The following is a 25,368-nucleotide window of genomic DNA, read 5'->3' on the forward strand; positions in this document are numbered from 1 at the left end:
GAACGGAAGGGAAATACGGAGTCGGTCTCCCGCCGAGGACAGCGGGATGTCACCATGGCCGAATCATGACGGAAGCCCGGTCGCCGATACGCGCCCTGCGAGCCGCACTTTTCGCGGCGGTGTGCGTGACATTGGCAGCCGTGGGCCATTCGTCCATGTCTGCGCATGACATCCCCACCGGGTCGCTGTACCTGGCCTTCGCCGTCACGGCCGGCCTGGCATGGCTGGCCGGTGGCCGCCGACGGGGCGCGTACGCGATCGCCGCAGGCGTGACCGCCGTACAGACGGCCCTGCACCTGATCTTCTCGGCGGGCCAGGCGCACGGCGCCGCGGACCACGCGGCCATGGGGCACATGGCCATGGAACCGGCGATGGACCCAGCGATGGTTCCGGCCATGGAGACGGCCACCGGCCACTCCTCCCTCGGCATGATCGCCGCCCACCTCCTCGCCGCCCTGATCTGCGGCCTCTGGCTGGCCAGAGGCGAGGCCGCGCTCTTCGCGCTCGCCAGGACCGTCGGGACGCTCGCCTTCACACCGCTCCGCCTGCTGCTCACCGTCGTCCGCGTACCCGAACTCCCGCACCCCGTACCCCCGCGCCCGCACACCCGCCGGCTGCACGGCGTCGTCCTCGCGCACACCCTGTCCCGGCGCGGCCCGCCCCGGCTGTCCGAACCCCGCGCCACAGCCCTCGGAGCACACGTCTGACCCGGGGGCCGATTCCCCCTGTCGACACCGACTCCTAGGACAGTCATGACCATTGACGATCCCGCGCGCCCGGACACCGCGGAAGCGCCCACCACCCCCGAGAGCGCCGCCGCGAACGGGAAGGGGACCTGGAGCGCCCTGCGCCCCCTCGTCCTGCGCCTGCACTTCTACGCGGGCGTCCTCATCGCCCCCTTCCTGCTCGTCGCCGCCACCAGCGGCCTGCTCTACGCGCTCTCCTTCCAGGCCGAGAAGGTCCTCTACGCGCACGAGCTGGAAGTCCCCGTCGGCGACAAGGTCCTGCCGCTCTCGCAGCAGGTCCACGCCGCCACCAAGGTCAACCCCAACGGCACCGTCACCGCCGTCTGGCCCTCCGCCGAGGACGGCGCCACCACCCGCGTCCTCATGGCCGACCCCGACGTCGAGGAGGGCAAGTCCCTCGCCGTCTTCGTCGACCCGTACACCGCGGAGATACGCGGACAGCTGCCCAGCTTCGGCAGCTCGGGCGCGCTGCCGCTGCGCACCTGGCTCGACGAACTCCACGCCGATCTGCACCTCGGTGAGCTCGGCCGCAACTACAGCGAACTCGCCGCCAGCTGGCTGTGGGTGATAGCCCTCGGCGGCCTGCTGCTCTGGATCGGCCGCAAGCGGAAGAACCGCCGCGCCCTGATCGTCCCCGAGCGCGGCCCGAAGTCCCGCCGCCGCACGCGCTCCTGGCACGGCTCGGTCGGCCTGTGGGCCGTGACCGGTCTTGTCCTGCTGTCCGCCACCGGTCTGACCTGGTCGCGGTACGCGGGCGAGAACATCGACATGGTCCGTGAACAGCTCGGCGGCGCCACCCCGTCCGTCTCCGCGACGCTCGAAGGCGCGACGGCCGGCGGCTCGGGCCACGAGGGCCACGGCAGCGGCCACGGCGGCGGGCACCAGACCCCGGCCGCCAAGGGCCCGGACGTCGGCATCGACCAGGTCGTCGAGGCGGCCCGCGCGAAGGGCATCGAGGGCAAGATGTCCGTCGTCCTGCCCTCCGAGGGCAAGGGCTATGTCGTCAAGGAGACCGACACCCAGTTCCCCGTCCACCTGGACTCGGTGGCCGTGAACCCGGCCGACGGCACGGTCATGGACGAGCTCCGGTTCGCCGACTACCCGGTGCTCGCCCAGCTGACCCGCTTCGGCATCGACGCCCACACGGGCGTCTTCCTGGGCCTGTTCAACCAGCTGGCGCTCGCCGCCCTGGCGCTCTCCCTCATCCTGCTCATCCTCTGGGGCTACCGGATGTGGTGGCTGCGCCGCCCCGGCCGGCCGGTCGCCCGCGGAGCCTGGCGGAAGGTCCCGCCGACGATGCTGCTGCCGCTGCTCGCGGTAACGGCCCTCGTCGGCTGGTTCGTCCCGATGCTGGGCCTCAGCCTGCTGGCGTTCCTGGTGGTCGACCTCGCCCTCGGCCTGCTGGCCCGGGCGAGGTCCAAGGCGGCCTGATCAGGGCGTGTACTTGTAGCCGACCCGCCGCACGGTCTGGATCGTGCGGCGGTGCTCGGCACCCAGCTTGCGGCGCAGCCGGGCGACATGGACGTCGACGGTCCGCCCGTCGCCCACATGCCCGTACCCCCAGACCGTCGTGACCAACTGGTCGCGGGTGTGCACCCGGTGGGGGTGGGCGACGAGGTGCGCGAGCAGCTCGAACTCGAGGTACGTGAGGTCCATCGGCTGCCCGTCCACCACGGCGATCCGCTGAACGCTGTCGATGGACACCGGCCCCTGCTCCTCGGCCACGGGGCCGGGTGCCGGCACGTGCGGCTGCTGGTCGGCGGGCAGCAGAACCAGATACCCGACCATCGGCGGCCGCCCGGGCAGCGTGGGCAGGGCGTTGGGAGGCGCGGGCAGCAGCGTGGCGCCCGGCGGCAGGAAGTCCGCGACGCGGGCGAGGTCGACGACCTCGTCGGGGTCGACGGCACGGAGTCGGGGCCGGTGGGGACGAACAGCGGTCAGGGACGCGGTGCCGGACTGGGTGTGGGCCATGGAAGCTCAGCTCTTTCGCGCGGAGAAACGGACGGACGGGTGTCGTACGTCATGCGCGTCGGCCGAAGGCCACGGAACCGGACGGTGGCCGGTCGGGCGTTAGGGGGTCGACGCGTTCCTCACGCGCCGACAGCACCGGTCGAAGTCATGGTGCTGCCGGGAAGGCCAGAACGGCTCGAGGTCGAGGCGACCTGTCGCGGTGTCGTTCTGGATGCTGGCCATATCCCTAGTCTACTACTCGGGAATAGAAAACAGACCCGGGTTTGCCGCTCGGATCGTCGATGGCTTCGAAGAGGTCCGGCTGCGTCCAGCCCTCACGTGGTGAGTGTGAGGGCAGGGGCCTGTGACTCGCCCCCGCGGACCCACATCCACCAGCCGCGGGCGGCGATGTTGTGGGACGAGTTCAGGTCCGCGTGCTCGACGAAGCCGCAGGACCTGCATGCGAACACGGCCTGCGAGGGCCTGTTGCGCCGGTCGATGTGGTGGCACTGAGAGCATTCCTGGCTGGTGTACGCCGGATCCACGTACACCACGCGCACTCCGGCGCGCTTCGCCTTGTAGGCGATGAACGTGCCGAGCTGGTCGAAGGACCAGGTGTGCAGGGTGGCGCGTTGGGGCTTCCTGAGCCGTACCCGCTCGCGGATGCCCGTCAGTTCTTCCAGGGCGATCCCGCGACCGGTGCGTTGAGCCTCCGCCACGATGCGCTTACTGATCTTGTGGTTGATGTCACGGGCACGGCGTGCTTCCTTGCCCGCATGTCTCTTTGCCCGCCTCCTGGCGGATTTGCTGTTCTTCCTCTGCAGCTTCGTGCGTAGGCGCCGGTCGGCCTCGCGACGGCGGTTCAGACGCCGTCCACTGTGCCGCGCGCCGGTGGAGGTCGTGGCGATGTTGACGATCCCCAGGTCCACGCCCACGAATCCGATCGGCTGGCTGGTCTCCGCTTCGGGGACCTCGCAGGTTGCGAGCAAGTACCACTGTCCGGCCTGACACAGAAGATCCGACTCACCCCTGCGGCGAGAGGCAAGCAGGGCCAGCTGCCCGGCCTGCCCTGTGAAGGCGATGCCCTTCATCCGCCCGGATGTCGTCCAGATCGACACCGTTCTCGCCTCCGGTTGCCAGGACAGGCACCGGTCATCGAACGGTTGGGCCGCATCAGGACGGAAGACGACCGCCTCCCCGGTGGCCTTGGCATACCGCTTGGATCCCGGCTTGCCGAGGTTTCCGACTCTCAGGTTCGCCTTCAGCGCGGCATACGCATCGGCGACCTTGCGCAGCACATGCAGTGAGGGCTGTGCCGACAACCCCCTGGCTTTCAACTCCATGTATGCCAGTGCCTGCAGAGCCGCCCGAGAGGTTCGCCCGTGTTGGAACGCCTGGAAGGACAGCCAGTTCGCCGCCTCATTGCAGGCGTGCAAGGTCGCCCTGAGCGCGGCTGCCTGCTCAGGCGTCGGAAGGAGCTTGACCCGCACGACCAGCTTCACGCCTTGGACGCTACCCGGCACCCCGTGACGCGGGGCCGGCTTCGCCCGATGCCAATGGAACGTGCGACATGTCGTACGGGCGTTCGTTTGTGGTGACAGCGAAGGGGCGCCCACCGTGACGGTGGGCGCCCCTTCGGAGTGCGGTGGGGGTGGATCAGACCTGGCCGGCCTTCTCCAGGGCCTCGCAGCAGGTGTCGACCAGCAGACGCGTCACCACGTAGGGGTCCACGTTCGCGTTCGGGCGACGGTCCTCGATGTAGCCCTTCTGGTCCTGCTCGACCTGCCACGGGATACGGACCGAGGCACCGCGGTCCGAGACGCCGTAGGAGTACTGATCCCACGGGGCGGTCTCGTGCAGACCCGTCAGGCGGTCGTCGATGCCCGCGCCGTAGTTCTTGACGTGGTCGAGCGGCTTGGAGCCCTCGCCCAGGGACTCGCACGCGGTGATGATCGCGTCGTAGCCCTCGCGCATCGCCTTCGTGGAGAAGTTGGTGTGCGCGCCCGCGCCGTTCCAGTCGCCCTTCACCGGCTTCGGGTCCAGGGTCGCGGAGACGTTGAAGTCCTCGGCCGTGCGGTAGAGCAGCCAGCGGGCCACCCACAGCTGGTCGGCGACCTCCAGCGGCGCCAGCGGGCCGACCTGGAACTCCCACTGACCGGGCATGACCTCGGCGTTGATGCCGGAGATGCCCAGACCCGCCTGCAGGCAGTTCTCCAGGTGCGCCTCGACGACGTCACGGCCGAAGATCTCGTCGGCGCCGACACCGCAGTAGTAGCCGCCCTGCGGGGCCGGGAAGCCGCCGACCGGGAAGCCGAGCGGGCGCTCGCCGTCGAAGAAGGTGTACTCCTGCTCGATGCCGAAGATCGGCTCCTGGGCGGCGTACTTCGCGTAGACCTCGGCCAGCGCGGCACGGGTGTTGGACTCGTGCGGCGTCATGTCCGTGTTGAGGACCTCGCACATCACCAGGATGTCGGCACCGCCACGGATCGGGTCCGGGCAGACGAAGACCGGCTTGAGGACACGGTCCGAGGCGTGGCCCTTGGCCTGGTTCGTGCTGGATCCGTCGAAGCCCCAGATCGGGAGCTCCTCGAGGGTGGCGCCCGTGCCCGGCAGTATCTTCGTCTTCGAGCGAAGCTTCGCGGTCGGCTCGGTGCCGTCGATCCAGATGTACTCAGCCTTGAAGGTCACGGGCCTCATCCTTTGGCGTGCTGCTGCGGGGTTTGCTGCGGCTCGCGACGCTGCGAGAGCTGCGTTGTGTGTCTGCGCGCAGCTTCGCAACACGGGATTTCCCGGTCGTTGCCCGTTTGTGAACCCCGTGTTACTCAGGCTTCCTCTGTTTCGCGGATTCGCTGTGCGACCACGTGCGCGTTGAGGAGCGAGCCGAGCCCGGCGCCCTCGACACGCCGTACGAGCTCGGCGTACGTCGTGCCGAGCGCCTCCGCCGTACGCCCCACATGCCAGTCGCAGTCCGCGAGACGGCGCAGCAGATGGCCCTTTCTGATCTGGTTCTCGGAGAGCCGGAAGGTCTTCAGGTACAGCGTCCGCCCCTTGTGGTCGGCGATCAGTTCGCCGATGTGCTGTTCCTCACCCCCTCGCCGGAACGGCGGGAGGAAACGGTACAGATCGTAGGAATCCATCCGATACACCCGCTCGAAGGCGTACGAGGTCTCCAGCAGGTCCCGAGCCATCAGGCCGTCGTGCGCCTCCGCCCAGGAGCGCACCTGGGCCCGGGCCGCCGCGCGCAGATCCGCGAGGGTGCGGACGGAGCCGCCCTCGTCCCGGATGCGTGCGGTGAACTCCGGGACCGGGGCGCCGTAGAAGGCGTACTGGTGCACCAGCTCTCCGTACAGGTCCTCGACCAGCGTCGGGTGCAGGACGCGGTAGTCCTCCGGGTGCGGGACGACGAAGGCGGCCGCCAGGGAGTCGGCGACGTACAGCATGAGCCCGCACTGCCCCGGGTGGATCTCGAAGATCCGCAGCGCTTCCGCGAGACCCGGCACACTCCACCCCGCGTACGCCGCCTCGGCACGCGGCGACAGACCCTGGCGTACCGCCTGCTGGGACCATTCGTCCCAGACGACGGACGGCCCGCCGAAGTGGAGCGCCAGATACCCCTCCAGGGCGAGGTGGAGGGGGAGGAAACGGAGCCTCTTCTCGCCGTGCCGCCGCTTGGCGAGACGGTGATGGCGGCGTACGGGAACGGCGCGCGGCTCGTGGGTCCCGAGCCGGGTGCCGTACGCCGCCGACTCACGCTCGTCCCCGGACGTCCCCGACCAGTTCGCGACGAGGCCGTGCGGGATGTACGAGGTGTAGGTCGTACGGTCCCCGAGGTCGACCGCGCCGCCGTCCCCGTACACCTCACGGTGGAGCCGCAGCCCCTCCACCGGCTCGGGACGGACGAGCGGCACCAGCCGGACGCCACCCCAGATCTGGGCGGGCCGGGCCTCCAGACCGGTCAGATCGATCCGGGTCATCGAGACGCCCCCTTCAGGAACAGCTCCACCCGCCGGTCGAGGTACGCCCGGAGCTCCGCGAGCCCGGTCCGTCCCTCGGCGAACTGGGCGATCTCCACCAGCGCGGCCAGGTCCTCCGCGTCCCTGATCCCGGCGGTCGGCACGCTCGGCGCGAGCCGGCGCACATCGAATCCGGCCGCGTCGTATACGGGGTTCACATGGACCGCGCTCGTCCGCCGCTCCGGGTCGAGCCGGGTCCGCCAGACGCGCAGCACCTCGCCCGCGAGTCCCGGCGGCGCGTTGTCCCAGCCGTCCGAGACGATCACCAGCCGCTCGGGGGCGACCGGGCCCTCCAGCGCGTCGAGGATCCTCGTCCCCAGCGGAGTCGGCCCCCAGGGCCGCACGAGCAGCGGATCGGTGGCGCCGGAGGTCCAGTGCGCGGAGTACGCCCCCGGTGCCGCGAGGGCTTCGAGGAGGAAGTGGCAGCCCAGGGCGACCGCCAGCGGGCGGCGCCGCTTCACGGCCGAACCGGAGGCCGAGTAGCTGTCGTCGAGGACCGCCACGACCCTGCCCCAGGTGCCGGCGTACGGCCCCGCCACCCGGCCGGCGGCCGCCCGCAGCGCGGCCGTCAGCTCGGCGCGGCGGGCGACCCGCTCCCCGAAGGGGAGGGAGAGGACGTAGAGCGCGAGCCGGGTCAGCGGCATGACGGTCAGATCGCTCGCCCGCTCCGTGCGCAGTCGCTCCAGGCGCGTCATCCGGGGCGCGATCCGCTCCAGGAAGACCTCGCGCGGGACGCCGTGCTTCGCGGCGAACCCCTCGGCGACGGTGAACGGCAGCTCGTACAGCGCGCCCTGTTCGTAGTGCGCGCGGCGATGGGCGTCCAGGAAGGCGTGCTCGTAGCGGACCCGGCGGCCGGGTGCGAAGAGGAAGTCCCCGCACTCGGCTTCGGGGAGGGGGAGGTGGGTGTGCCGGGCGACGGTCTTCAGGTCGGCGCGGTACTTGACGGCGTCGTGCCCGAGGTCGGCGCGACCGGCGAGCCACTCGCGGACGATCGCGCGGGTGCGGCGGTTGTTGACCTTGGCGGTGCGCAGGGCGCGGAAGAGGCGGTAGACCCGCTGCGGGGGCAGCAGCGCGAGCCGTGCGGCGATCAGCCGCCCCTCGGCCCGCTTCTCGGCCGGGCCGCCGGCCTCGTCGGAGGTGCGCAGCAGCTGCTCGACGATGGTGGCGGCGTTGTGGTCGTTGATGTCGAGCGCGAGCGCTGCGGCGTACACGGGGCGGTAGTTGACCCGGACGTACTCGTGAAGGAAGGCGAGGGACAACCTCTGCTCACCGGCGGAGGAGCGGAACTCCCGCTGTCCGGTGGCGGTGACGGCCGCGTTGACGAAGAGCAGGACGTCCTCGGCGGCGATGAGGTCGGAGAGCGTCTCCTTCATGGGGTCCCCTCGCAGTGGGCATGGGTGCCGGCCGGGGAATGGGGGCGCGAACAGCGAAAACGTTGCTTCAAAGGCAGGTCCCGGAAGTCGCACCGGAGTCCCGCGGCCGGCGCACGAAAAGTAACACCGGGGGAGGGTACGGCGGCTACCGGTTTACCCGGGGGGCCGTCCCCTCGTCCCGTCGGGGCGGCAGAATGGGGGTATGACCAGGCTTCCGGGCGTGACGCCCCGTATCGGACTGCTCGGCACCGGCCCCTGGGCCGCCCGTACCCACGCCCCCGCGCTCGCCGCGCACGACGGCGTCGAGTTCGTCGGGGTGTGGGGGCGGCGGGCCGAGGCCGCGGCCGAGCTCGCGGCCGCGTACGGCACGACCGCGTACGACGACGTGGACGCGCTCCTCGACGCATGCGACGCCGTCGCCTTCGCCCTTCCCCCGGACGTACAGGCCCCGCTCGCCGTCCGGGCCGCGGCCGCCGGCTGTCATCTGCTGCTGGACAAGCCGGTCGCCACGACGCCGGCCGCGGCCCGCGAGGTCGCCGAGGCGGCCGAGAAGGCCGGCGTCGCCTCGGTGGTCTTCTGCACGCTCCGGTTCGCGGAGCCGACGGCAGGGTGGATCGACGAACAGGCGGCGGCTGGTGGCTGGTTCCTGGGCGAGGCGCACTGGCTGGGCTCGCTGTACGGCCCCGGATCCACGAGCGCGTACGCGGACTCGCCCTGGCGGCGCGAGAAGGGCGGCCTCTGGGACGTCGGCCCGCACGTCCTCTCCGTGTACCTGCCGGTGCTCGGCGACGTCACCGAGGTGACGGCCGTACGGGGCCCGGCCGACACCCGGCACCTGGTCCTGCGGCACGCCTCGGGCGCGAGCAGCACGGCGACGCTCACCCTCTCCGCCCCGCCGGAGGCGGCGGAGGCCGCGCTCACCCTGCACGGCGCGCGCGGCCGGGCCGCGATGCCCGCGTGGGACGGGGCGTTGGGCGCGTTCCGCGGGGCGGTGGACGCGCTCGTCGAGGCGGCGCGGACCGGGGTGCCGCACGGGTGCGACGCCAGGTTCGGGGTGCGGCTCACGGAGATCCTGACCCTGGCGGAGGAGGCGGTGGGTCCCTCGGGACCCACCGCCTGAGGGGCCGGGCATGCGAGTCGAATACGACGCCGAGGCGGACATGGCGTACATCTACCTCGTCGACACGATCGCCCCCGGCGAAGCCGCCCAGCAGGTGATCGCCGGGGACGACATGACGGCGGTGCTCGATCTCGACTCCCAGGGCCGACTCCTGGGCATCGAACTGTTCACCGGACGCCGGTTGCACCCCCGCCTCATGGAGATCGCCGAGCCCCCTGGGGGAGCCGGCCCGGACCCGGCTTAGGGCCTGCCCGGCGGATCAGGGTCGGACAGGCCCTAGCCCACCCGCTCGATCCGGGCCTTGCGGATCAGGAACTTCCCGGGCTCGCGAACCTGCTCGAAGGCCTCGTTGTTGAGCAGCACGCAGCTGCCGGAGACGGACGTGACCTCGACGGTGGTCGACTTGGAGTTGTCGAGGTTGGTCACCTTGAGGCGGGTGCCGAGCGGGAACTGGTTGCTCGACGCGGCCGGGGTACCGCCCTCGCCGGAGAGCGTGACGGTGGAACCGGCGCAGACGACGTCCCCGGCACCGCCGCCCGCGCCGCCCCCACCCGCGGGCGGCGCGGGCTGCGTCGTGGCCGGGGCCGAGGTGGCCTCCCCCGCACCGCCCCCGTTCGCGTTCCCGGCCCCGTTGCCGTTCCCGCCGCCGTTGGCGTTCCCGTTTCCGCCGCCGTTCGCGTTCCCGTTGCCACCCCCATTCGCGTTGCCGTTGCCGCCCCCGTTCGCGTTCCCGTTTTCGCTCCCGCCCCCGACCTCACACCCCGACGCCGCCTGCTTTCGCCGGATCTCGGCGATCACGGCCTCCCGGTTGGCGATCCGTGCCTGCGACAGCGCGTCCGGGTTGGCGCGCTGGTCCGCGATGAACCGCTCGTTGTTCGCGAGCGCCGTGGCCAGCCCGTCGCAGGCCACGGACGCCTGACTCGTACCGGTCAGCACCACGGCCGTCCCCCCGGCGAGCACGAGGGCACTTGCCACCAGCGCGATCTTCTTCTTCCGGCTGAGCGTTTTTCTGCGTGACACGTGAGGCTCCGTTCGTTTCCTGTCGGTTCCTGTGGCGTCAGATACGCGGAGCGCGCCGGTTCTGCTCAATGCGGATGTCAACTCAGGGCGGAACCAAGGGCGTTGCACAGTGCGTCGAGGGCCCCGCCGTACAACCGCTCGGGCGGCGTCGCGTACCCCACGACCAGCCCGTCTTTCTCCGTGCCCCCGACGTCCTCCGGATGCCGGTACCCGCTCAGCCCCTCCACTGCGACCCCGTGCCGCTCCGCCGCCGTGAGTGCCGCGCGCTCCGTCCCCGCCGGGAGCTCCACCACGGCGTGCAGCCCGGCGGCGATCCCCGTCACCCGTACCTGCGGCACACGTTCGCCGAGTACCGTCACCAGCCGGTCGCGGCGCTCACGATGGCGCCGGCGCATCCGCCGTACATGCCGGTCGTACCCGCCCGAGGCGAGGAAGTCGGCGAGGGTGAGCTGCTCGGTGGCGGAGGAGTACGGTTCGCGCTCGCCCTTCGCCGCCAGCACGCCGTCCACCAGCCCGCCCGGCAGCACCATCCAGCCGATCCGGAGGGTGGGGGAGAGGCTCTTGCTGACGGATCCGACGAAGGCCACCCGATCGGGGTCGAGGCCCTGGAGCGCGCCGACGGGCCGGCGGTCGTAGCGGAACTCCCCGTCGTAGTCGTCCTCCAGGACGAACCCGCCGGTCGCCCGCGCCCAGTCGACGGCGGCCGCGCGCCGCTCGTGATGCAGCGGCCCGCCCGTCGGAAACTGATGCGCGGGCGTGAGCAGCACGGCGCTCGGCCCGTGGCGGAGCTCGCCGACGCGCGCCCCCTCCTCGTCGACGGCCACCGGCACGGTACGGACCCCGGCCTCGGCGAGCAGCCCCCGGTGGAAGGGGAGCCCGTACCCCTCCACCGCCCACGTACCGGGCAGGATGCGGGCGAGGAGCCGCAGCGCGTGGGCCGCGCCCGAGCAGACCACGATCCGGTCCGGCACGGTCCGCACTCCGCGCACCCGCGCCAGATACGCGGCGAGCTCCCGGCGCAGCTCCAGCCGTCCCCGTGGATCGCCGATGCCGAAGGCGTCGTGCGGCGCGGCCGTCAGCGCCCGTCGCGCCGAGGCCAGCCAGGCCGTACGGGGGAACGCCGCCGGGTCCGGCTTGCCCTGGACGAGGTCGTACGGGAGTGCTCGTACCGTGTCGCGGGGCGCGCCCTCGGCCGCCGGGGCCGCGACCCGCTCGGCGACCCGGGTCCCGGAACCCTGACGGGAGGTCAGCCAGCCCTCGGCGACCAGCTCCGCGTACGCGTCGGCGACGGTGTTGCGGGCGACCCCCAGGTCCGCGGCGAGCGACCGGTAGGGCGGCAGCCGCGTCCCGGCGGCCAGCCGCCCGCTCCGTACCGCCTCACGCAGGGCCCGGATCAGCACGGCCCGCCGGCTGCCCGCCCCGGTCAGCTCCAGATGCAGATCGACCCCGAGGACCTCGGCGACCCCACTCCCTTGACTCACCCGGGCACCCCGGCCCGGTCCAGGACCGCGGCCATCTCGTCCTCGGGCAGGGCGGGGTTGGCTGCGGCGGCGTAGGCCACGTCGGCGTGGCCGAGGGCTTCGCGGAGCCGGGCGAGCGGGAGTCGCGGGTCGCCGGTCGCCTCCTGGCGCACCTTGACCTCGGGGTCGCGGCTGAGCCGCTCGATCAGCTCCGGGGTGGCCGCCGGGTCGCGGACGGCCAGCAGGCGGTAGATCCCCTCGGGATGGTCCGCGTAACGGGCGGCGAGGCCCTCGCGGGGGAAGCGGGGGTGTGTGGTGGTCATCCAGGCGGAGAAGGTCCCCCCGAGCCAGGTGTACACGTTCATCAGGACCTCCACCGGCGTGTCGGGGTGGTGCAGGGCCAGATGCGTGTGGACGAGACGGTCGTCGTCCTCGGCCAGGAGCCGCAAGAGGTCGGGCGGCAGATGGGGGCTCTTGGCGGCGGCGCGCCGGAGCAGGGGATGGGCCGAGGTCGCGGCACGGCGCAGGACGTCCGGGTCGGCGAGCCCGTCCCGTACCCACTCCGCGTCCTCACCGGCGCCCTGCCCCACCGGGAAGTCGATCGCCATGCGCCGCGCCTCGGTCAGTTCCGGCCTGAGCGAGACCGCGAGCCGCACGCCCTCGTCGGGATCGACGGCGAGCCGGTCGACGAGGTCGGCGGGCAGGGACGGGTTCTCGGCGAGTGCGAGCAGATGCGTGCGCTCGGCGACGAAGCGCTCGGCGTCGGCCCGTCCGAGGAGCCCGCGGCGCAGCGCCTCGGGGAGGGATTCCGGGTCGCGGAGGAGTTCGGCGGTGAGGCGCGCGTCGCGAGGGCACTCCCGGAGCGCGGCGGCGCGGCGCACCTCCGGGGCGGGGTCGGCCGACAGCGCCGCCCGTCGATCCGGCGGCAGGGAGTCCCATGTGCGCACGGCACGACAACGCGCGGCCGGATCGTGATGGGTGGCCAGCGAGGCAGCGAAGGAGGCGGTCAGATGCGGCGAGTTCAGCAGGGCTGCCCGTACGGAGGGTTCGGGGTCGTCGAGCAGCCGGGCGCACACGGAGTCGGGCAGCGGGGCGACCTTCGTACGGGGATGGCGCCCGGGCCCGTACGCGAGGGCGGCCCGGACCTCGGCCGACGGGTCGTCCGCGAGCCGCGCCCGCTGCTCCGGCGCCGCCGGCGCGCTGACCGCGAAGTCGATCCGGGCGTACGGGTTCGGGTGGGCCAGAATCACCGCGACGGCCGACTCGGGCAGCGCGGCCCGGTGGACGGCCGACCGGGGCGGGCCGTCCCCGCCGTTCTCGTCGTGGGCGAGCAGACGCAGCAGCAGCCGGGTCGGGAGCGCCGGGTTGGAGGCGACTCCGCTCAAGGCCGATGAGTACACGAAGACCATGATGTGCCTTACCTCTGCGCTGTCCCGGGCCCGTCCGCGGCCATGATCACCCGTACTCCCGTCAGGAACCGCCGCACGGCGGCGACCTCGCCCTCGTCGAACTCCCGCAGCAGCGCCACCGTTCCGTCGATCAGCGGCCCGAAGGACGCCCGGCCCAGCTCCTTGGCGCTCTCCTCGACACGCAGCAGCACGCGGCGCCGGTCGCGGTCGTCCCGGACGCGGGCGAGGTGGCCGAGGCGTTCGAGGCGGTCGATGACGGCGGTCGTCCCGGCGGAGTTGAGGCCGAGCTGCGCGCCGAGCCATCCGGCGGTCGCGTCCGTCCCCGCGCGCTCGGCGTCGAGCAGGCAGATCAGGGCGCGGACGTCCGTGGTGTGCATCCCGTTGTGGGCGGCGAACTCGCCCTGCCGCAGCCCGTATTCGACCGTGACCGCGCGCAGCAGATGAAAGATCTGCAGCTCCGGTGGCTCTGTCACTCCGCCGCTCTCCCCTCTATTATCTCGCTCAGCGAGATTATTGCCGAGCGAGAGGTAATCCTGCCATGCCCGTCGCCAGGTCCGCGGCCAAGTCCGCCGCCATCTCCCCGGCCTTCGCCGCCGCCTACGACGCGGTCCTCGCCCGTTGGCCCGCCGGCACGACCACCTCCCGGCTGGTGACGGCGCACGGCATGACCCATCTGATCAGCCACGGCCCCGAGGGCGCCCCGCCCGTCCTCCTCCTGCCGGGCGGCGGAGCCACCGCGACCGGCTGGTACGCCATGGCCGCCGCGCTGGGCCGGACCCATCGCGTCCATGCCGTCGACCTGGTCGGAGAGCCCGGCCGCAGCGTCCCGGAGGACGGCCGACCCATCCGTACGGCCGACGACCTCGCGACCTGGCTCACCAGCCTCCTCGACGCCCTGGAACTCGGCTCCGCGAGCCTGGTGGGCCACTCCTACGGCGCCTGGATCGCGCTGCGGTACGCGCTGAAGGCACCGGCCCGGGTCGACCGGCTCGTCCTCCTCGACCCCACGAACTGCTTCACCGGCTTCAGCCCGCGTTATGTGCTCCGGGCCCTGCCGATGCTGCTGCGCCCCACCCCGGCCCGGAACGCCGCGTTCCTGCGGTGGGAGACGGGCGGCGCGGAACTCGACCCCGAGTGGCGGCACCTGGACGCGCTGGCCGCGGACTTCCCCACCGTCCGCTCGGTCACCGGCCCGCGCCCGACGGCCGCGGAGCTGAGCACCCTGAAGCCGCCGACGCTCCTCCTCCTCGCCGAGCGCAGCCGTGCCCACGACATCAGCACGTTGGCGGCCCGGGCGCGGGCGGCCGTCCCCGGCGTGGAGACGGTGACGCTGCCCGGGGCCACGCACCACACCCTGCCGGTGGGGTCCCCGCCGGAGACGTACGACCGTGTCGCGGGCTTCCTGGCGTCAGCGTGACAGCGCGTCCCGTACGGCCTCGTCCGTCCGCGCCACCACGGCCGTACCGTCGTCCGCGGTGATGATCGGCCGCTGGATCAGCTTCGGATGGGCGACGAGCGCCTCCACCCACCGGTCCCGGTTCGCCTCGTCCCGAGGCCAGTCCTTCAGCCCCAGCTCCTTGGCGGCGGCCTCCTGGGTCCGTGTGATGTCCCAGGGCTCGAGACCGAGCCGCTCCAGGACGGCCCTGATCTCGTCCGCGCTCGGCACGTCCTCCAGATAGCGGCGGACGGTGTAATCGGCACCCTCCTCGTCGAGCAGGTGCAGGGCGCTGCGGCACTTGGAACAGGCCGGATTGATCCAGATCTCCATGGGCCACACGGTACCCCCTCCAGCCAGCTCCACCACCCCCCAAACCCCCTCTGGCCAGGGGCGATTGTCAGTGGGGGCGCCTAAAATAGGGGGTGAAGGTGAGGGTCCCGGGGAGGGCCCGCACCCACCGTTCGTCAGGAGGTCGCCCATGGCCGTCGCCATGATCCGGACACCGTCCATCGAACCCTGGAAGCCCCTCCGGAAGCAGCCGCTCCCCGCGGGCCGCCCGCGCGAGTGGTACATCACGCACAACCGCCGCCTGAAGGCCATGCGCCTCGCGATCGCCCTGCTCGACGCGGGCGTCCACGACCCGGCGAAGGCCGGCAACGCGAAGATACGCATCACGGCCGAACTCCTCGGCATCCACCCGCCCTCCGACACCACCTGCCGGATGGTCCGCGCCCTGATCCGCTACGGCCGCTGACCTCGACCTCACCACCCTGTCCGAACGGGCCGTCGCCCCGACCCCGGGGCGGCGGCCCGTTCGCAACTGGACCGCCGCGCAACCCACTTGGGAGCGCGCGAGCCACCTTGCCGACGGCCCGCCACCGATATGATCTCCGGGAGGACGTAAGGCCGTTCGGGCTCCGGAGGGGCAACCACCCGGAGTCGACGGGGGACGAGGGGGCATCACCGGTGGAGAACGCGGTCGAGCTGGCGGACATCATCGCGCAGCTGCGCCAGGACCTGAGCCGCGCCATGGCGGAAGGCGAGGGCGCCGACCTGCGCTTCCAGGCGGAGCAGATCGAGCTGGAGCTGACCGTCGGCGTGGAGCGCAGCCGGGAACCCGGGGTGAGGGTGAAGTTCTGGGTGTTCGACGCCGGAGCCTCAGCGCGGCAGGCGACCACCGCCACCCAGCGGCTCACGCTGACCCTGCAGCCGGTACGCCCCGACGCACCCGACCGGCCGGTGTTCATCTCCGGTGACGAACTGCACGGTGAGGACTGACCGCACCATGCCCACGACCACCACCGGCCGACCCGACGGCGGACTCGACCCGCACCGCATCGCCGAGGTCATCGTCACCACCTCGGCCGGCCGCCGGCGCGGCTCGGGCTACCGGATCACCGACACGACGGTGCTCACCGCCGCCCACGTGGTGACCGACACCGCCGGGACACGGGTCCGCTTCGACGTGGACCGGCCCGGTCAGTGGGAGGCGTCGGCCGTCGTGGCCTGGTGCGACGCCGGCAGCGACGTGGCCGTCCTGACCTTCGTACCGCCACCGACCGCACCGGCCGTCGAGCCCGCGCGGTTCGGGCGCATCACCGCGGACCACCACGCCGTCGTCGCCGTACACGCCGCCGGCTTCCCGCTGTGGAAGCAGCGCCGCCGACCGGACGGCGGACAGTTCCGGGAACTCCACCAGACCGACGGGACCGTCGCGGCGCTGTCCAACCTGAGGACGGGCACGCTGGAGATCACCGTCGCGCCGGCCGGAGCCGACCCCAACCCGCAGGTGTCGCCGTGGTCGGGGATGTCGGGTGCCGCGGTCTGGGCCGGTGACCTCATCGTCGGCGTGGTCGCCGAGCACCATCGCTGGGAGGGATCGGGACGGCTTACCGCGGCCCGGATCGACCACGCGCTGCTGCCGGTCGGCGCACCGCCCCCGGCCGAGCCGGCCGCGCTGCTGGGCATCGACGACCCCCGGGCGCTGCCCGAAGCGGGGGGCCCGCAAGGACCGCACCCCGGGCAGGAACCCGCCGCGAGCCACGGAGCCGTCGACGCGCCCGTCCGGTCCAAGGTGATCGGACTGCCGGTCGCCCACGGCATCGAGCTGTTCAAGAACCGCACCCGCGAACTCGACCTGATCGGCCGCCACCTCGGCGACCCCGCCATCCGCATGGTGACGGTCACAGGACGCCGGGGCATGGGCAAGAGCGCGCTCGCCGCCAAGGTCATGGACCTCCTCGACCAGGGCGAGTGGCCGGGCCACGTCCAGGCGCCGCTCCCGTCGGGACTCGTCAACCTCAGCACGCGTACGTCGGGCATCTCCCTGGAGCGCCTCTACTTCGACTGCGCCCAGCTGCTCGGCAGCGAGCACCGGACCCGCCTGCGCGAGGTCTGGGCCGACCAGCTGCCCGTCCAGGACAAGCTCGACGAGCTGTTCGCCGCGATGGGCGACCGGCTCTTCGTCATCCTGATGGACAACTTCGAGGACCTCCTCCACGACGACGGCCGGATCCGGGACGAGGAGGTCGCGCTCTTCCTCGACTGCCTCTTCCGGGCCAGATCCACCCCGCGCCTGCTGGTGACGACACAGGTCCCGGTACGTCTCGCGCCCGAGCTGCGCCGCTTCGTCGCCCAGGTCGACCTCTCCGAGGGGCTGCGGCCCTCCGAGTCCGTCGCGCTCCTGCGGGAACTGGACCGCGACGGCAGCCTCGGCATCGCGCATCTGCCGGACGAGGAGCTGCTCCAGGCGGCCGTCCGGGTGCACGGTGTCCCGCGCGCCCTGGAGCTCCTGGTCGGTGCCATGGCCGACGACGACCTGGCACTCCCCACCCTGCAGGACATCCTGGCCGACTACGCCCAGCGCCGTGACGTGGTGGCGGGCCTCGTCCAGGACCGCCACCGCCAGCTGGACGCCGGGAGCCGTACGGTCGTCGGCGTCCTCGCGGCCCTGCGCACCCCCGTGACACAGCCGGTGATCCAGACGATCGTCGGCGGTCTCGATCCCTCGCTCGACGTCGTACGGATCCTCTCCCACCTGGTACGGATCCACCTGCTGTCGGTGGACCGAAGGCACCGCACCTTCGCCCTGCACCCGATGGACGCCGACCTGGCCTACGGCGAGCTGCCCGAGGACGGCGCGACGGGCCGCACGGCCGTCGAGCGGCGGATCGCCGACTGGTACGCGAACATCGCCCCGCCCCGCGCGGCCTGGCAGACCGCGGACGACGTCCGTCCGCAGCGCCGACAGTTCGAGCACCTGGTGCGCGCCGGCGACTTCGACGCCGCCGCGATGGTGCTCGGCGAGATGGGGGAGTGGCTGGTCTGGCAGGGCTCGGTGCTCGGGGTGATCTCGATGCACCTGGCCATCGACGGCCGACTCACGGACGAGCGGGCCCGGCTGGCTCACGTCGGTGCCTTCGGGCACGCCCGGCTGAGCGCCGGACCGATGGAGCACGCGGTCGAACTGTTCACCGAGGCCGTCGACCTGGCGGAGCGGCTCGACGACCACCGCGCGTTGCAGAACGCCGTCTTCGGCCTCGGCGACGCGTACCGGCAGCTCGGCCGTCTCGACGCCGCGGTCGGTCCCCTGGCCAGGGCCGGCGATCTGGCCCACGAGAACGGCGACATGGAAGGCGAAGTGCACGCCATCCTGTCCCTCAGCCTCGCGCACAGCTCCCTGGGCGACGGGGAGACCGCGCTCGCCAGCGCCGACCGGCTGACGGAGCTGGCCCGCACGTCCGGGGACCACCTCACCGAGGCCCGTGCCGCCAACGCCCGCACGATCGCGCTCCTGACCCTCGAGCGCTGGGAGGAGACGATCGTCTCCGGCGAGCTGGCCGCACGCGCCTACCGGGCGGCGGACAGCCACGAGGCGATCACGTACGCCCTGAACGCCCAAGGCATCGCCCTGCTGGCGCTGGGCCGGGTGACCGAGGCCGTGTCGGCGCTCCGGGAGGCGCTGAACGAGGCGTCGCTGATGGAGAACCCTCGCGCCGAGGGCGTCTGCCTCTGCAACCTGGCGTGGGCGTACTGGTGCGACGGCAGGTACGGGGAGGCGGCCGAGACGGCCGAGCGGGCCGCGGTCTCGCTGGGGATCGCCGGTGCGGCGGAAGCGGCGGCGGCCCAGGAGCTCGCCGAGGCCGCCCGCGCCCGCGCCGTACCCCGCCCGCGCGCTGCCGCCGAGGCCCTGGTCCGCGCGGCCGGCGCGCTGGGAGGCAACGTCGAGGTGGTCGGCCCGTCCTGGCTCGTCGCACAGGCCGAGCTACTGCGCGCGGAGGGCTGAAGCACCCCCCGCCGACCGCAACGGCGAGGGCCGCCACCCCGGACTCCGGGGTGGCGGCCCTCTGCGTCAACCGCGCGTGTGCGCCCCGCCTCCGCCCCGGCCCGGCGGCCGCGCACGCCTCGCGGGCGGACGGCGGCCCGGCCGGGGCCGGAGCCTTGGAGGCTCAGCCGATCACGCGTCGGGGTTCCCGCCCTCGGCGGTCTTCTTGAGCCGGTCGATCTGGAGCTTCGCGAAGTCGTTGTAGTTCGGCTTCTCCACGAACTTGCCGTCGCCGTTCACCACGGCGACGACGCTGCCGATCCGCATCATGACCATGGTCTCGCCGTCGGCGTCCTCGAAGGCCTCGGTCTCCTCGGCGCCGGCGTCGATCTCCACCGGCTTCGCCTTCTTTCCGTCCTTCTCGGCCTTGCCGCGCTCCTCGGTGACCAGAGCCTTGTACGTGGCCCTGGCATCGTCCGGGCTCTGGAAGGCCAGGATGCCGAAGACGACCTCACCGTCGTAGTCGGAGCTGTCGCCCCGGCCGCTGTCATCCGTGTCGAAGTCGGTGGCGCCCATACTGAGCAGCCCGCCGCAGTTGGACTCGGTCGATCCGGTGCACTCCTCGACGGCCTCGTCGCCGACCTCGACCTCGATGTCGTCGCTCTCGAAGCCCTTGGGGGCGCTCGCCTTGCTGGGGAGGGCGGTGCGGACCATGTCCGGCGTCAGCGTGACCGGGGGCTTGTCGCCGTCCCCGCGGAAAGCGTCCAGGCCGTCGTCCGAACCACCACACGCCGTCAGTACGGCCATCAGCACCACTGCGGCCGCGATCCCCCGTGCTGCCTTACTCAACGTCAACCCCTCGCACTCATTACCGACTTGACGTGGACACTCAAGCGCATGAGGGCTGACCACACCAAATGCGTCTCGCCCGCCGCCTGCCGTCGTACCCCGTCCATCTGCTCCGCCCGCAGAAACGGCCGTCGGCCGTGCCTTCCGGTGAGGGAAGAGCACGGCCGACGGCCCACAGACGGCCCAGGCGAGCGGAAACCCGCTCTGACCTGCGGCGATCTTAGATGTCGAAGTAGAGCTCGAACTCGTGCGGGTGCGGGCGCAGCTGGATCGGGGCGATCTCGTTCGTGCGCTTGTAGTCGATCCAGGTCTCGATCAGGTCGGAGGTGAAGACACCGCCGGCCTGCAGGTACTCGTTGTCCGCCTCGAGGGCGTCCAGGACGGCCGGGAGGGACGTCGGGACCTGCTGGACGTTCGCGTGCTCCTCGGGAGCCAGCTCGTACAGGTCCTTGTCGATCGGCTCGGCCGGCTCGATCTTGTTCTTGATGCCGTCGAGGCCCGCGAGGAGCAGCGCCGAGAAGGCGAGGTACGGGTTCGAGGACGGGTCCGGCGCGCGGAACTCGACGCGCTTGGCCTTCGGGTTCGAGCCCGTGATCGGGATACGCATGGCCGCGGAGCGGTTGCGCTGCGAGTAGACCATGTTGACCGGGGCCTCGAAGCCGGGGACCAGGCGGTGGTAGGAGTTCACCGTCGGGTTGGTGAAGGCCAGCAGCGACGGGGCGTGCTTCAGGATGCCGCCGATGTAGTAGCGGGCGGTGTCCGACAGGCCCGCGTAGCCCTGCTCGTCGTAGAACAGCGGGTCGCCGTTCGACCACAGCGACTGGTGGACGTGCATGCCCGAGCCGTTGTCACCGAAGATCGGCTTCGGCATGAAGGTCGCGGTCTTGCCGTTGCGCCAGGCGACGTTCTTCACGATGTACTTGAAGAGCATCAGGTCGTCGGCCGCGGCGAGCAGCGTGTTGAACTTGTAGTTGATCTCGGCCTGGCCGGCGGTGCCGACCTCGTGGTGCTGGCGCTCGACCTGGAGGCCGACGTTCTCCAGCTCCAGGGAGATCTCCGCGCGCAGGTCGGCGAAGTGGTCGACCGGCGGGGCCGGGAAGTAGCCGCCCTTGTAGCGGACCTTGTAACCACGGTTGTCCTCGAGCGCGCCGGTGTTCCAGGCGCCGGCCTCGGAGTCGATGTGGTAGAAGCCCTGGTTCGCGGAGGTCTCGAAGCGCACCGAGTCGAAGACGTAGAACTCGGCCTCGGGGCCGAAGTACGCGGTGTCGGCGATGCCGGTGGAGGCGAGGTACGCCTCGGCCTTCTTCGCGATGTTGCGCGGGTCACGGCTGTACTGCTCGCCCGTGATCGGGTCGTGGATGAAGAAGTTGATGTTCAGCGTCTTGTCGCGGCGGAACGGGTCCAGGCGGGCCGTCGACAGGTCGGCGCGCAGCGCCATGTCGGACTCGTGGATGGCCTGGAAACCGCGGATCGACGAGCCGTCGAAGGCGAGCTCCTCGGACGGGTCGAACGCCGTCGCCGGGATCGTGAAGTGCTGCATCACTCCCGGAAGGTCACAGAAACGGACGTCCACCATCTTGACGTCGTTGTCCTTGATGAACTTCTTGGCCTCGTCGGCGTTCTGGAACATCCAACTCCTCCTACTCCCGGCCCGGGGAGGGGCGGGGTTGCAGCTCGGTCGTGCGGCCAGTGCGGTGGCACACGCTGGACCCGACCATAGGCAGACGGGATTTCTCAAGCATGACCCATTTGTTTCGCCCAAGTTAACCGGGGCGGGTGTGGCCGGCATCGCGAAGCGCCGGTCCCCGCCCGACCGAGACCCGGGCCGAAGTGATCAAAAACGGGCACAGTAACGTGGACGCGTGGACAACAGGCAAGCAATGGGATCGTGGCTCTCGGGACCCCGCGCGGCGGCCGAGGACGCAGGCGTCGACTTCGGTTACCGGGGGCAACAGCTCGGACTTCCAGAAGAGGGTCCCGGCTCGATCGCCCGCCCCGGCCGCAGGATCGGCGCCCTCGCCGTCGACTGGGCGCTGTGCATGCTGATCGCATACGGCCTGGTCACCGATGGCTACAGCCAGGCGACCGGCAACTGGGCGCTCGTCATCCTGCTCGTGCTGAGCGTGCTGACGGTCGGCACCATCGGCTTCACTCCCGGTAAGCGGCTCTTCGGCCTGCGGGTCGCCTCGGTGAACGGCGGCCGGCTCGGCATCCTTCGCGTCGTGCTCCGCAGTGTCCTGGTCTGCCTCGCCGTCCCGGCCCTCATCTGGGACCGCGACGGCCGCGGCCTCCACGACCGCTTCTCCGGCGCTGTACAGGTCCGCATCTGACACGAAGAACGAAAGCCGAAGAACGAAGGCGCCCCGGAACCGATCGGTTCCGGGGCGCCTTCGTCGTGTCGAGGCCTCAGCGCATCTTTCCGCCGCGCGGCATCCGCATGCCCTTCGGCATGGGGCCCTTCGGCAGGGGCATGTTGCTCATCAGGTCGCCCATCGCGCGCAGCCGGTCGTTGGCCGCCGTCACCTGCGGGCCGGAGAGCACCCGCGGCAGCTTCAGCATCTTCGTCCGGACCTGCTTCAGCGGCACCTGACCCTCGCCGTTGCCGACGATGATGTCGGTCACCGGGACGTCCACGACGATCCGGGCCATCTTCTTCTTCTCGGCCGCGAGCAGCGGCTTCAGCCGGTTCGGGTTGCCCTCGGCCACCAGCACGATGCCGGCCTTGCCGACCGCGCGGTGCACGACGTCCTGGCTCTTGTTCATCGCGATCGCCGGGGTCGTCGTCCAGCCGCGCCCGATGTTCTGCAGGACCGCGGCCGCCGCGCCGGGCTGCCCCTCCATCTGGCCGAAGGCCGCGCGCTCGGCACGCCGTCCGAAGACGATCGCCATCGCGAGCAGCGCCAGGATGAAGCCCAGGATGCCCAGATAGACCGGGTGCCCGATCAGGAAGCCGATCGCGAGGAGGACACCGAGTACGACGATGCCCACGCCCGCGACGACAAGCCCGACCTTCGGATCGGCCTTTCGGGTCATCTTGTACGTGAGGGCGATCTGCTTCAGTCGCCCCTGGTTCGCAGCGTCTCCGCTGCCCGTGTTTGCCTTCCTCGCCATGTCCTGAAGTTTACGTGGCCCGCGAAGTGCGGCCAGCCACCGCCTCCATCACATGCTGGGCCTCGACCCGGTCCTTGGCGCGGCGGCGGTCCTCCAGGACGGAGGTCCAGGCGTTGCGGCGGGCGGTCCGCTGCCCGCCGGCGAGCAGCAGGGCCTCGACGGCCCGCAGGGCGTCGGTGACGGACGGGATCGCGGTGGCGCGGACGTGGGTCGCGGCCTGCATGACGGGGTCCTCCCTCAAGCATGGATGAGATGAGGTGGGGGGCTGAGCGAGACGCGTCGCTCGGGATGTGGCGGTGTGTGAAGCCAGGCTCACAGATTGGTGTTACCAGCGCATGACCCGGTGGTCAAACACTGATGAAACGTTGATGCGGCCATTCGTACGACTCCGGAAACGCCGCCGCGGCCCGTACGACCACCCTGACCTGGGGATGCGTACGAGCCGCGGGGGATTCGGCCATTACCGGCCGGTAACTGCTTGTGCGTGAATTCACACAGCCTGCGTGGCGTTGTCGACCGCGCCGCGCTTCTCGATCGCCTGCTGGAACAGCCGGCCCGCGCGGTACGAGGAACGGACCAGCGGGCCCGACATCACACCGGAGAAGCCGATCTCGTCGGCCTCCTCCTTCAGCTCCACGAACTCCTGCGGCTTCACCCAGCGCTCCACGGGGTGGTGGCGCACCGACGGGCGCAGGTACTGCGTGATCGTGATCAGCTCGCAGCCGGCGGCGTGCAGCTGCTGCAGCGCCTCGCTGATCTCCTCGCGGGTCTCGCCCATGCCGAGGATCAGGTTCGACTTCGTGACCAGACCGTAGTCACGGGCCTTCGTGATCACGTCCAGCGAACGCTCGTAGCGGAAGCCGGGGCGGATGCGCTTGAAGATCCGCGGCACCGTCTCGACGTTGTGCGCGAAGACCTCGGGGCGGGAGGCGAAGACCTCTTCGAGGAGCTCCGGCACCGCGTTGAAGTCGGGGGCGAGCAGCTCCACCTTCGTACGGCCGTCGGCGCGGTTCGCGGTCTGCTCGTGGATCTGGCGCACGGTCTCCGCGTACAGCCAGGCGCCGCCGTCCTCCAGGTCGTCGCGCGCGACGCCGGTGATCGTGGCGTAGTTCAGGTCCATCGTGACGACCGACTCGCCCACGCGGCGCGGCTCGTCACGGTCCAGCGCCTCCGGCTTGCCCGTGTCGATCTGGCAGAAGTCGCAGCGCCGCGTGCACTGGTCACCGCCGATGAGGAAGGTCGCCTCGCGGTCCTCCCAGCACTCGAAGATGTTGGGACAGCCCGCCTCCTGGCAGACCGTGTGCAGGCCCTCGCTCTTCACGAGGCTCTGCATCTTCGTGTACTCGGGACCCATCTTCGCCCGGGTCTTGATCCACTCGGGCTTGCGCTCGATGGGGGTCTGGGCGTTACGGACCTCAAGGCGCAGCATCTTGCGTCCGTCGGGTGCGACTGCGGACACGACCGGCTCCCTGTAGCTTCGATTCTTCGGCGCACACCAGGGTACGCCCGTTGTTCCTGCGGTCTGACGTCTGGCCAACCTCTGGCCAGAGCTCGGCATTCCCTAGGGGGTCACCGGCTCCGCCGGTCGCTCCACCTCGCGCGGCTTCAGCTCCGCGTTCTCCAGGACCTCCCGCAGGTGCTTCTCGATCACCGGCAGGACCTCCTCGATCGTGATGTCCCGGCCCAGCTCGCTCGCCAGCGAGGCCACCCCGGCGTCCCGGATCCCGCACGGGATGATCCGGTCGAACCAGGCGTTGTCCGGGTTCACGTTCAGGGCGAAGCCGTGCATCGTGACGCCCTTGGCGACGCGGATGCCGATCGCGGCCAGCTTGCGGTCCTCGCGGCGCTGGCCGGCGTTGGACGGGGCGTACTCCGGGCCGTTGAGCCGCGGGTCGAACTCCGGGTCGCTGAGTCGCGGGTCGAAGTCCAGCGACAGCCCGCCGAGCGACGGACGCTGCTCCACCGGATCGCCGAGGACCCAGACACCGCTGCGGCCCTCGATCCGGGTGGTCTCCACGCCGAACTCGGCGGCCGTACGGATCAGCGCCTCCTCGAGACGGCGGACGTGCGCGACGACGTCGACCGGGCGGGGCAGCTTCATGATCGGGTAGCCGACGAGCTGACCGGGGCCGTGCCAGGTGATCTTTCCGCCGCGGTCCACGTCCACGACCGGCGTCCCGTCCAGGGGGCGCTCGCTGTCCTCCGTGCGCCGGCCCGCCGTGTACACGGGCGGGTGCTCCAGGAGTAGACAGGTGTCGGAGACCTCATCGGCGAACCGGGCGGTGTGCACCTCGCGCTGCTTGTCCCAGGCCACCTGGTACTCGACGGCGTCCTCACCGAAGCCCAGACGGACGAATCGCAGCTCACTCACGGCAGTGCCTCCTCCTGGGTGCCCTGCCGCGTTCCGGGGATCGTCCCGGGGCCGGCTCGGCACCATGCGTCATTCGCGCCCATGCCACTGTACGGCGGCGCCGCGGACACCCGTTCGGCAGGTGCGGCGGGGATCGGGGGTGAGGGCGCCTACGTCAGCGGCGGCCTCAATCCTCACACGATCGGATGAATGTGGGGCGAAGGAGGCGGTATGGGCGCTGGGGGCCGCTAAATTCACGCCGTTC

The 25,368-nt window shown here is 71.5% G+C and carries 25 protein-coding genes; 9 read left to right on the forward strand and 16 right to left on the reverse strand.

Annotation, left to right across the window (positions count from 1 at the left end; all coding sequences use genetic code 11):
• The first annotated feature begins 155 nt into the window (after positions 1–155).
• Complete coding sequence (locus ABZ939_RS32090) at positions 156–707, forward strand: hypothetical protein (RefSeq protein WP_361863059.1); 552 nt, start codon at positions 156–158, stop codon at positions 705–707.
• Between the two features lie 45 nt (positions 708–752).
• Positions 753–2,177, forward strand: a complete 1,425-nt coding sequence (locus ABZ939_RS32095; RefSeq protein ID WP_361863062.1) for a PepSY domain-containing protein — start codon at positions 753–755, stop codon at positions 2,175–2,177.
• Here ABZ939_RS32095 and ABZ939_RS32100 read toward each other — a convergent pair whose 3' ends face one another.
• The 5 genes from ABZ939_RS32100 to ABZ939_RS32120 form a co-directional block, all read right to left on the reverse strand.
• Entirely contained in the window at positions 2,178–2,717 is a 540-nt protein-coding gene (locus tag ABZ939_RS32100; protein WP_361863065.1) for a winged helix-turn-helix domain-containing protein, read from the reverse strand.
• 314 nt (positions 2,718–3,031) lie between these two features.
• Entirely contained in the window at positions 3,032–4,198 is a 1,167-nt protein-coding gene (locus ABZ939_RS32105) for a transposase (protein ID WP_361863068.1), read from the reverse strand.
• Positions 4,199–4,352: 154 nt separating this feature from the next.
• Positions 4,353–5,384, reverse strand: coding sequence for a glutamine synthetase (gene glnII / locus ABZ939_RS32110; RefSeq protein ID WP_361863071.1), 1,032 nt, complete (start codon positions 5,382–5,384; stop codon positions 4,353–4,355).
• Between the two features lie 134 nt (positions 5,385–5,518).
• The gene (locus ABZ939_RS32115; RefSeq protein ID WP_361863074.1) at positions 5,519–6,670 is read right to left on the reverse strand and encodes a hypothetical protein; all 1,152 of its coding nucleotides are present in this window, start codon (positions 6,668–6,670) and stop codon (positions 5,519–5,521) included.
• Complete coding sequence (locus ABZ939_RS32120) at positions 6,667–8,082, reverse strand: hypothetical protein (protein WP_361863077.1); 1,416 nt, start codon at positions 8,080–8,082, stop codon at positions 6,667–6,669. The genes ABZ939_RS32115 and ABZ939_RS32120 overlap by 4 nt, the downstream gene beginning before the upstream one ends.
• Positions 8,083–8,284: 202 nt before the next feature.
• Here ABZ939_RS32120 and ABZ939_RS32125 point away from each other — a divergent pair, with 202 nt between their 5' ends.
• Together ABZ939_RS32125 and ABZ939_RS32130 are read left to right on the forward strand one after the other, a co-directional pair.
• Complete coding sequence (locus ABZ939_RS32125) at positions 8,285–9,202, forward strand: Gfo/Idh/MocA family oxidoreductase (RefSeq protein ID WP_361863080.1); 918 nt, start codon at positions 8,285–8,287, stop codon at positions 9,200–9,202.
• 10 nt (positions 9,203–9,212) lie between these two features.
• Positions 9,213–9,446 carry a DUF2283 domain-containing protein gene (locus ABZ939_RS32130; protein WP_361863083.1) on the forward strand — a complete coding sequence of 78 codons (234 nt, stop codon included), beginning with the start codon at positions 9,213–9,215 and terminating at the stop codon, positions 9,444–9,446.
• A 32-nt stretch (positions 9,447–9,478) separates the two neighbouring features.
• On the opposite strand, the gene ABZ939_RS32135 is transcribed toward ABZ939_RS32130, so the two are convergent.
• From ABZ939_RS32135 to ABZ939_RS32150, 4 genes are all read right to left on the reverse strand, one after another.
• Positions 9,479–10,222, reverse strand: coding sequence for a hypothetical protein (locus ABZ939_RS32135; protein WP_361863086.1), 744 nt, complete (start codon positions 10,220–10,222; stop codon positions 9,479–9,481).
• A 77-nt stretch (positions 10,223–10,299) separates the two neighbouring features.
• Positions 10,300–11,703 (reverse strand): PLP-dependent aminotransferase family protein, encoded by a 1,404-nt coding sequence (locus tag ABZ939_RS32140; protein WP_361863089.1) that lies wholly within the window; start codon positions 11,701–11,703, stop codon positions 10,300–10,302.
• Entirely contained in the window at positions 11,700–13,067 is a 1,368-nt protein-coding gene (locus tag ABZ939_RS32145; protein ID WP_361863092.1) for a Mucin-2, read from the reverse strand. Before ABZ939_RS32145 ends, ABZ939_RS32140 begins: the two co-directional genes overlap by 4 nt.
• 32 nt (positions 13,068–13,099) lie before the next feature.
• Positions 13,100–13,564 (reverse strand): MarR family transcriptional regulator, encoded by a 465-nt coding sequence (locus ABZ939_RS32150; protein WP_361863095.1) that lies wholly within the window; start codon positions 13,562–13,564, stop codon positions 13,100–13,102.
• 65 nt (positions 13,565–13,629) lie between these two features.
• On the opposite strand from ABZ939_RS32150, the gene ABZ939_RS32155 reads away from it, so the two are divergent.
• Complete coding sequence (locus tag ABZ939_RS32155) at positions 13,630–14,508, forward strand: alpha/beta fold hydrolase (protein ID WP_361863098.1); 879 nt, start codon at positions 13,630–13,632, stop codon at positions 14,506–14,508.
• Here ABZ939_RS32155 and ABZ939_RS32160 read toward each other — a convergent pair.
• Positions 14,500–14,859, reverse strand: coding sequence for an arsenate reductase family protein (locus tag ABZ939_RS32160; protein ID WP_361863101.1), 360 nt, complete (start codon positions 14,857–14,859; stop codon positions 14,500–14,502). The two genes, ABZ939_RS32155 and ABZ939_RS32160, sit on opposite strands and share 9 nt — an antisense overlap.
• Before the next feature lie 148 nt (positions 14,860–15,007).
• On the opposite strand from ABZ939_RS32160, the gene ABZ939_RS32165 reads away from it, so the two are divergent.
• From ABZ939_RS32165 to ABZ939_RS32175, 3 genes are all read left to right on the forward strand, one after another.
• A complete protein-coding gene (locus ABZ939_RS32165; RefSeq protein WP_361863104.1) occupies positions 15,008–15,283 on the forward strand; it encodes a hypothetical protein in 276 nt (91 codons plus the stop codon).
• 212 nt (positions 15,284–15,495) lie between these two features.
• The gene (locus tag ABZ939_RS32170) at positions 15,496–15,807 is read left to right on the forward strand and encodes a trypco2 family protein (protein WP_361863107.1); all 312 of its coding nucleotides are present in this window, start codon (positions 15,496–15,498) and stop codon (positions 15,805–15,807) included.
• 7 nt (positions 15,808–15,814) lie between these two features.
• The gene (locus ABZ939_RS32175) at positions 15,815–18,814 is read left to right on the forward strand and encodes a trypsin-like peptidase domain-containing protein (protein ID WP_361863110.1); all 3,000 of its coding nucleotides are present in this window, start codon (positions 15,815–15,817) and stop codon (positions 18,812–18,814) included.
• Positions 18,815–18,985: 171 nt separating this feature from the next.
• Here the strand turns inward: ABZ939_RS32175 and ABZ939_RS32180 are convergent, their stop codons facing one another.
• Together ABZ939_RS32180 and glnA are read right to left on the reverse strand one after the other, a co-directional pair.
• Positions 18,986–19,642 carry a hypothetical protein gene (locus ABZ939_RS32180; RefSeq protein WP_361863113.1) on the reverse strand — a complete coding sequence of 219 codons (657 nt, stop codon included), beginning with the start codon at positions 19,640–19,642 and terminating at the stop codon, positions 18,986–18,988.
• Between the two features lie 220 nt (positions 19,643–19,862).
• Positions 19,863–21,272 (reverse strand): type I glutamate--ammonia ligase, encoded by a 1,410-nt coding sequence (glnA, locus tag ABZ939_RS32185; protein ID WP_361863116.1) that lies wholly within the window; start codon positions 21,270–21,272, stop codon positions 19,863–19,865.
• 232 nt (positions 21,273–21,504) lie between these two features.
• Here glnA and ABZ939_RS32190 point away from each other — a divergent pair, with 232 nt between their 5' ends.
• Entirely contained in the window at positions 21,505–21,972 is a 468-nt protein-coding gene (locus ABZ939_RS32190; RefSeq protein ID WP_361863119.1) for an RDD family protein, read from the forward strand.
• Positions 21,973–22,048: 76 nt separating this feature from the next.
• Here ABZ939_RS32190 and ABZ939_RS32195 read toward each other — a convergent pair whose 3' ends face one another.
• The 4 genes from ABZ939_RS32195 to lipB form a co-directional block, all read right to left on the reverse strand.
• A complete protein-coding gene (locus ABZ939_RS32195; protein ID WP_361863122.1) occupies positions 22,049–22,753 on the reverse strand; it encodes a DUF4191 domain-containing protein in 705 nt (234 codons plus the stop codon).
• Positions 22,754–22,763: 10 nt separating this feature from the next.
• Complete coding sequence (locus ABZ939_RS32200) at positions 22,764–22,976, reverse strand: hypothetical protein (RefSeq protein WP_361863124.1); 213 nt, start codon at positions 22,974–22,976, stop codon at positions 22,764–22,766.
• Positions 22,977–23,243: 267 nt separating this feature from the next.
• Positions 23,244–24,212, reverse strand: coding sequence for a lipoyl synthase (gene lipA, locus ABZ939_RS32205; RefSeq protein ID WP_361863127.1), 969 nt, complete (start codon positions 24,210–24,212; stop codon positions 23,244–23,246).
• 102 nt (positions 24,213–24,314) lie between these two features.
• Complete coding sequence (gene lipB, locus ABZ939_RS32210) at positions 24,315–25,124, reverse strand: lipoyl(octanoyl) transferase LipB (protein WP_361863129.1); 810 nt, start codon at positions 25,122–25,124, stop codon at positions 24,315–24,317.
• Positions 25,125–25,368 lie beyond the last annotated feature (244 nt).

The sequence above is a fragment of the Streptomyces sp. NPDC046712 genome (genome assembly GCF_040645695.1).
In the GTDB taxonomy this organism is placed as follows: Bacteria; Actinomycetota; Actinomycetes; order Streptomycetales; family Streptomycetaceae; genus Streptomyces.